This window comes from Agromyces binzhouensis, from assembly GCF_004135055.1.
Classification (GTDB): Bacteria; Actinomycetota; Actinomycetes; order Actinomycetales; family Microbacteriaceae; genus Agromyces; species Agromyces binzhouensis.
Window position 1 is genome coordinate 1 of record NZ_SDPL01000195.1, and the last position, 5,686, is coordinate 5,686.

The 5,686-nt window shown below is 72.8% G+C and carries 6 protein-coding genes; 4 read left to right on the forward strand and 2 right to left on the reverse strand.

Annotated elements, in window-relative coordinates:
* From ESO86_RS10380 to ESO86_RS10390, 3 genes are all read left to right on the forward strand, one after another.
* The coding region (locus ESO86_RS10380) for a serine hydrolase domain-containing protein (protein WP_165307626.1) at positions 1-1,195 on the forward strand (1,195 nt) is incomplete at its 5' end.
* Between the two features lie 92 nt (positions 1,196-1,287).
* Positions 1,288-2,154: an NAD-dependent epimerase/dehydratase family protein gene (locus ESO86_RS10385; protein WP_129234830.1), complete on the forward strand. Its 867-nt coding sequence runs from the start codon at positions 1,288-1,290 to the stop codon at positions 2,152-2,154.
* Positions 2,151-2,945 carry a transglutaminase-like domain-containing protein gene (locus ESO86_RS10390; RefSeq protein ID WP_129234831.1) on the forward strand — a complete coding sequence of 265 codons (795 nt, stop codon included), beginning with the start codon at positions 2,151-2,153 and terminating at the stop codon, positions 2,943-2,945. The genes ESO86_RS10385 and ESO86_RS10390 overlap by 4 nt, the downstream gene beginning before the upstream one ends.
* A gap of 9 nt (positions 2,946-2,954) precedes the next feature.
* Here the strand turns inward: ESO86_RS10390 and ESO86_RS10395 are convergent, their stop codons facing one another.
* On the reverse strand, positions 2,955-3,392 hold the full coding sequence (locus ESO86_RS10395) for a hypothetical protein (protein WP_129234832.1): 438 nt from the start codon (positions 3,390-3,392) through the stop codon (positions 2,955-2,957).
* A gap of 260 nt (positions 3,393-3,652) precedes the next feature.
* On the opposite strand from ESO86_RS10395, the gene ESO86_RS10400 reads away from it, so the two are divergent.
* Complete coding sequence (locus ESO86_RS10400; protein WP_129234833.1) at positions 3,653-4,396, forward strand: glucose 1-dehydrogenase; 744 nt, start codon at positions 3,653-3,655, stop codon at positions 4,394-4,396.
* 90 nt (positions 4,397-4,486) lie between these two features.
* Here ESO86_RS10400 and ESO86_RS10405 read toward each other — a convergent pair whose 3' ends face one another.
* Positions 4,487-5,518, reverse strand: a complete 1,032-nt coding sequence (locus ESO86_RS10405) for an SDR family oxidoreductase (protein WP_129234834.1) — start codon at positions 5,516-5,518, stop codon at positions 4,487-4,489.
* Positions 5,519-5,686 lie beyond the last annotated feature (168 nt).

The following is a 5,686-nucleotide window of genomic DNA, read 5'->3' on the forward strand; positions in this document are numbered from 1 at the left end:
CGAGCCGTCGGCGCAGCCGAGCCCGACGCCGGTCGACGAACCGGGCGGCGGGGCAGGCGGCGAGCCCGCGACGATCGACCCGGAGCTGCAGGCGCTCCTCGACGAGTCCGCCGCCGCGCAGGTGGAAGCGCACGCGCTGGGCTCCCTGATCGGCCAGATCCGCGTGGACGGCGATGTCGTGGCGCAGGTCGCGCTCGGCGAGGCGGTCGGGGGTGAGCCGGTCACGCTCGACGGGCGCTTCCGCAACGGCGCGGTCGCGATCACCTACGTCAGCGTCGCGATGCTGCGGCTCGCCGAGGAGGGAGTCCTCGACCTCGACGAGCCGATCGACCGGTGGCTTCCGGAGATCCGCGACGGCGACAGCGTCACGCCCCGGATGCTCGCGAACATGACGGCCGGGTACCACGACTACGTCGGCGATCCCGTGTTCGAGGACGCGCTCGCCGCCGACCCGTTCCGCACGTGGACGAACGACGACCTCATCGAGGTGAGCCTGTCGGCTCCGCGCCTGTTCCCGGCCGGCGAGAACTGGGACTACTCGCACGCCGACTACGTCGTGCTGGGCGAGGTGCTCGAGGCCGCGTCGGGTGAGTCGCTCGAGGCGCTGATCGCCCGCGAGGTCCTCGAGCCGCTCGACCTCGAGCAGACGGTCGCCTCGGAGGATCCGTCGATCCCGGCCCCCGCCGTGCACGCCTTCACGGCGGAGCGAGGCGTCTGGGAGGACTCGACCTACTGGAATCCGTCGTGGACCCTTCCCGAGGGCGCCGTCCAGACCAGCTCGATCGGCGACGTGACCGCGAGCTTCGATGCGATCGTGGGGCGCGGCGAGCTGCTCGAGCCGGCGTCGTACGACGCGCTCATCGCGCCCGACCTCGTCGGGTTCGGCGAACCGCTCGACGGATGCCGCGCCTGCATGACCCTCGTCCCCGAGTTCGCGTACGGGCTCGGCGCTTTCCTCAGCCTCGACTGGGTGATGCAGACCCCGCTGTTCGGCGGGTACGCGTCGGCGGTCGCGACGCTCCCGGCCGAACGCGCCGACGACGGTCGCTCGGTGACGATCGCGGTCGCGGTCACCTACACCGAGGACTCGTTCGACGACTGGGGTGGCGCACTCGTGAACTGGGGCGAGGACCTCGTCCGCCGGCTCACGGCCGACGTGGTGCCGGACAGCCCCGCCGCGCAACCCCCCGGCTGAGGTCGCGTCGCGGGCCGATGCGCAACCCGGGTGACGCCCCGGCCGTGTCAGGGCAGGATGGGGACCCGGGGACGACGACGAGGAGGGCATCCATGCCGAAGCGGATCTGCGTCACTGGCGCGTCAGGGCTCGCAGGGCGGGCGGTGGTGGCCGACCTGCTGGAGCACGGGTACGAGGTGCTCGCGACCGACGTCACGCCGCCGTCGCCGAAGCTGCCGGCCCGATGGTCGCGGCCCGACCTGGTGTACACGCAGGCCGACCTCACCGACTTCGGCGACACGGTCGAGGTGCTGCAGGACGTCGACGCGGTCGCCCACCTCGCCGCCATCCCGGCGCCGACGATCTTCACGCCGGCGCGCACCCTGAACGTCAACAACGCCGTCAACTCGAACGTCTTCCTCGCGGCGGCCAAGCTCGGCCTCGAGAAGGTCGTGTGGGCCTCGAGCGAGACCACGCTGGGGCTCGACTTCGGCCCCGACGGGCTGCCCGACTACCTGCCGCTCGACGAGGACCACTACCCCAAGCCCAACTCGACCTACTCGCTGTCGAAGGTGCTCGGCGAGACGATGGCCGAGCACGTGGCCGACTGGACCGGCATCCCGTTCGTCGCGCTGCGCTTCTCGAACGTCATCGATCCGGAGCGGTACGACGAGTTCGCGGCGTTCGAGGACGACCCGCGGTCGCGGCTGTTCAACGCGTTCGGCTACATCGACGTGCGGGATGCCGCGCAGTCGGTCCGTCGCGCGCTCGAGGCCGACGTCGACGGAGCGCGCGCCTACGTCATCGCGAACGCCGACACCGTGATGAGCCGGCCGACGCGCGACCTGGTCGAGGAGTTCTTCCCGGGCGTCTCGCTGAAGCGCGACTTCGAGGGCACCGAGTCGCTGTTCTCGATCGAGCGGGCACGCGACGAGCTCGGCTTCGAACCGGAGCACGGGTGGCGGGAGGTGCGCTCGTGACCGCGCGCTCGGTCGGCTGCGAGATCCGGCTGGATGTCGACCAGCCCGTGCGCCTGGCGTTCCAGGTCGCGGTGGCGAGCGACGTCGAGGCGGTCGAGCGCCTCGAGTTCCGCACCGACGGCCGACCGATCGATCCGACGGAGTTGACGGATGCCGCGGGCAACCGCCTGCACGTCGTCGACGCGCCGGCCGGCCCGCTCGAGTGCTCGTACACGGCCGAGGTGCCGGGGCGCGCGCGCGAGGCATCCGTCAACGCGGCCGACCTGCTGACGTACCTGCGACCGAGTCGCTACGCCGAGTCGGATCGCCTGGCCGCGACGGCGGCCGCCGAGTTCGGGGGCGTCGAGGGCGTCGACCGGCTCGCGGCCGTCTCGTCGTGGGTCGGCACCCGGCTGTCGTACGTGCCGGGTTCGAGCAGCCCGACGGATGGCGCGGTGCAGACGCTCCTCGCCCGTCAGGGCGTGTGCCGCGACTACGCCCACCTCGTGGTCGCGCTCCTGCGCGCCCTCGATGTGCCGGCGCGGCTCGCGGCGGTGTACGCGCCGGGCCTGGATCCGATGGACTTCCATGCCGTCGCCGAGGCCTGGGTCGAGGGGGCGTGGCACGTCGTGGACGCGACGACGCTCGCGCCCCGGGAGACGCTGGTGCGGATCGCGACGGGGCGCGACGCGGCCGACACCGCGTTCCTCTCGGCGTACGGCGGCGCGATCCGTCTTGAGTCGGTGGAGGTCACCGCGGTCGCCGACGAGTTGCCGGACGATGACGTGCGCCGGCTCGTGCGACTCGGCTGATGCGTGGGCTCAGCCGGCGGCGCCGGTCGAGCTCGGCATGAGCAGTGCGGGGAGCACGGAGATCCCGACGATCGCGAGCGCGCCGACACCGAGCCACACGGCGGCGATCGCGGCCGTCGACGGCCGTTCTCCCGCACGGCGGGCGCGGCTGCGCGCGACGAGGCCGAGGGTCGACGTGAACACCGCGAGCGCCGCGAGCAGCGCGGAGCCGAGCGACTCGCGGTAGGGCGTCGCGAACGCGAGGATCACGGCGGTGAGGCCGAGGACGAGTGCGGCGGACCCGACCGTGCGGCCGGAGGACGCCGAGGGGTCGCCGACGCGCAGGCGGTCCTCGCCCGACTCGTGCGACTCGGCTGCCGACATGGTGTTCCCCCGGGGTGCTCGCGTGACGATGCCGCGGGCCGGGAGATCCGGCACGTCGTCGTCCCGGCTCGCGGTGATGCTCACGACATCCTCCCGCGATGCGCGGGCGTGTGACGCCGGTTTCCGCCGCCTGGCGGTCTCGATCCGGTCACGGCGGTATCGATCCGGTCACGACGGTCTCGGCCGCATCACGAGTCGAGGTGCATCTCCGGTTCAGCCGGCACTCAGGTCGATGTAATCGACAGGTGTAGATTAGAGCGGAACCCGGAGCCATCCGACCCCGGGCCCGAACGGCAGCGAACGCCGCAGGGCCGACGCCCGCGGCGAGACAAGGAGCGTCAGCAATGGCACGCGTCAACGGCAAGGTCGCACTCATCAGCGGTGGAGCACGGGGCATGGGCGCCTCGCACGCCCGGCTGCTCGTCCAGGAGGGTGCGAAGGTGGTCATCGGCGACCTGCTCGACGACGAGGGCGCCGCGCTCGCCGCGGAGCTCGGCGAGGCGAACGCCCGCTACGTCCACCTCGACGTCACCGACTACGCCCAGTGGGAGGCCGCCGTCGCGACCTCCGTCGAGGCGTTCGGCCGACTCGACGTCGTCGTGAACAACGCCGGCATCGCGAACTTCGGCCCCATCGAGGACTACGCGATCGAGGCGTGGCAGAAGATCATCGACATCAACCTCACGGGCGTCTTCTACGGCATCAAGGCCGCGATCCCCGCGCTGAAGGAGTCCGGCGCCGGCTCGATCATCAACATCTCCTCGACCGCCGGCCTGCAGGGCTACGAGGCGCTCCCCGGCTACAACGCCGCGAAGTTCGGCGTCCGCGGGCTCACCAAGAACGCGGCGCTCGACCTCGGTCGTTACAACATCCGCGTGAACTCGGTGCACCCCGGCGTCATCCGCACGCCCATGACCGAGGACCTCGACACCCCGCAGAACCACGTCGCGCTGCACCGCGTCGGCGAGCCCATCGAGCTGTCGAACCTCATCCTGTTCCTCGCGAGCGACGAGTCGAGCTTCTCGACCGGCGCGGAGTTCGTCGCCGACGGCGGCGAGACCGCGGGCCTCGCGCACGACGAGAGCTGACCCGGTCGCGCCATGCGCACCCGCGGGCGGATGTCGCGGCCCCGTGCCGCGGCATCCGCGCGTCGTCGCGTGCTCGCCCGTGCGTTCCGGTCAGGCGCGGACGAGGCCCAGGTCGAGCAGGCTCTCCGCCGAGGCGAGGATCGCCTCCTCGCGCGAACGCGGGGTCCAGCCGAGCATGCGCGTGGCCTTCCCGTGCGACGCGTCGCCGCGCCGACCGAGCTCGCTCGCCATCAGGCGGAGCTCGCGGCTGAAGGGCGCGCCCGCCTTGACGACCCAGTCGGGGATGACCCGGGTGGGCGCGCGCCGCGCCCGCTCGCCGAGCCGGTCGCGCAGGAACCGCGAGAGGTCGAGGTAGGTGATCGCATCGCCCGAGACCGCGAGGAAGCGCTCGCCCGCCGCATCCGGGTGGCGCATGGCGAGCACGTGCAGGTCGGCCACGTCGCGCACGTCCACGGCGCTGACCGAGCCGTTGGGCACGACGGGGTAGCCGCCGTCGAGCAGTTGCCGGAGCAGTTCGAGCGACGTCGAGAGGTCGGTGCCGATGGCCGGGCCGAAGATCCCGACCGGGTTCACGGTGGCCAGTTCGAGTCCGCCGCCCTCCCGGTCGATGAACTGCCACGCGGCACGCTCGGCGAGGGTCTTCGACCTGATGTACGGAGTGACCCCCGGCCCGTCAGGGTCCGTCCAGTCCTCCTCGGTGTACGCGCGGCCGGGGTTCCGGCGGCCGTATCCGATCGCGGCGAACGACGAGGTCTGCACGACGCGCCGGACCCCTGCGTCGCGTGCGGCGCTGAGCACACGGAGCACGCCCTCGCGGGCGGGCGCGATGAGCTCGTCCTCGTCCTTCGGCTGGCGCACCGGGAACGGCGAGGCGACGTGCAGCACGTGCGTGACGCCGGCGACCGCCTCCGGCCACCCCGCGTCGTCGAGCAGGTCGGCGGCCACGACCTCGACGCCGTCCGGGTCCGCGCCGCCCAGCCGGACCAGCTCGCGCAGGTCGTCGGCGCGCGTGAGGTCGCGCACCGTCGTCCGCACGCGCGTGCCGTCGGCCAGGAGCCGGATGATGCAGCTGACCCCGACGAAGCCCGTGCCGCCGGTGACCAGGATCGTTCCCTCGTCCATGCGCACCTCCCGCGTCGGACCCTACTCCCCTCCGCGACCGCCGGGGCCGCCCGCCGGAGCGGCGCGCCGGAGCATCGGGCCGCCGATATGGTGACGGCATGAGCGACGCCGACGCCCCGACGCCGACGACGCCGGCACCGACGACCCCGACCCCGGCGACCCCGGCAC

Coding starts and splice junctions, on each gene's coding strand:
- ESO86_RS10385 (WP_129234830.1), top strand. CDS start 1,288: ATGCCGAAGCGGATCTGCGTCACTGGCGCGTCAGGGCTCGCAGGGCGG.
- ESO86_RS10400 (WP_129234833.1), top strand. CDS start 3,653: ATGGCACGCGTCAACGGCAAGGTCGCACTCATCAGCGGTGGAGCACGG.
- ESO86_RS10405 (WP_129234834.1), bottom strand. CDS start 5,518: ATGGACGAGGGAACGATCCTGGTCACCGGCGGCACGGGCTTCGTCGGG.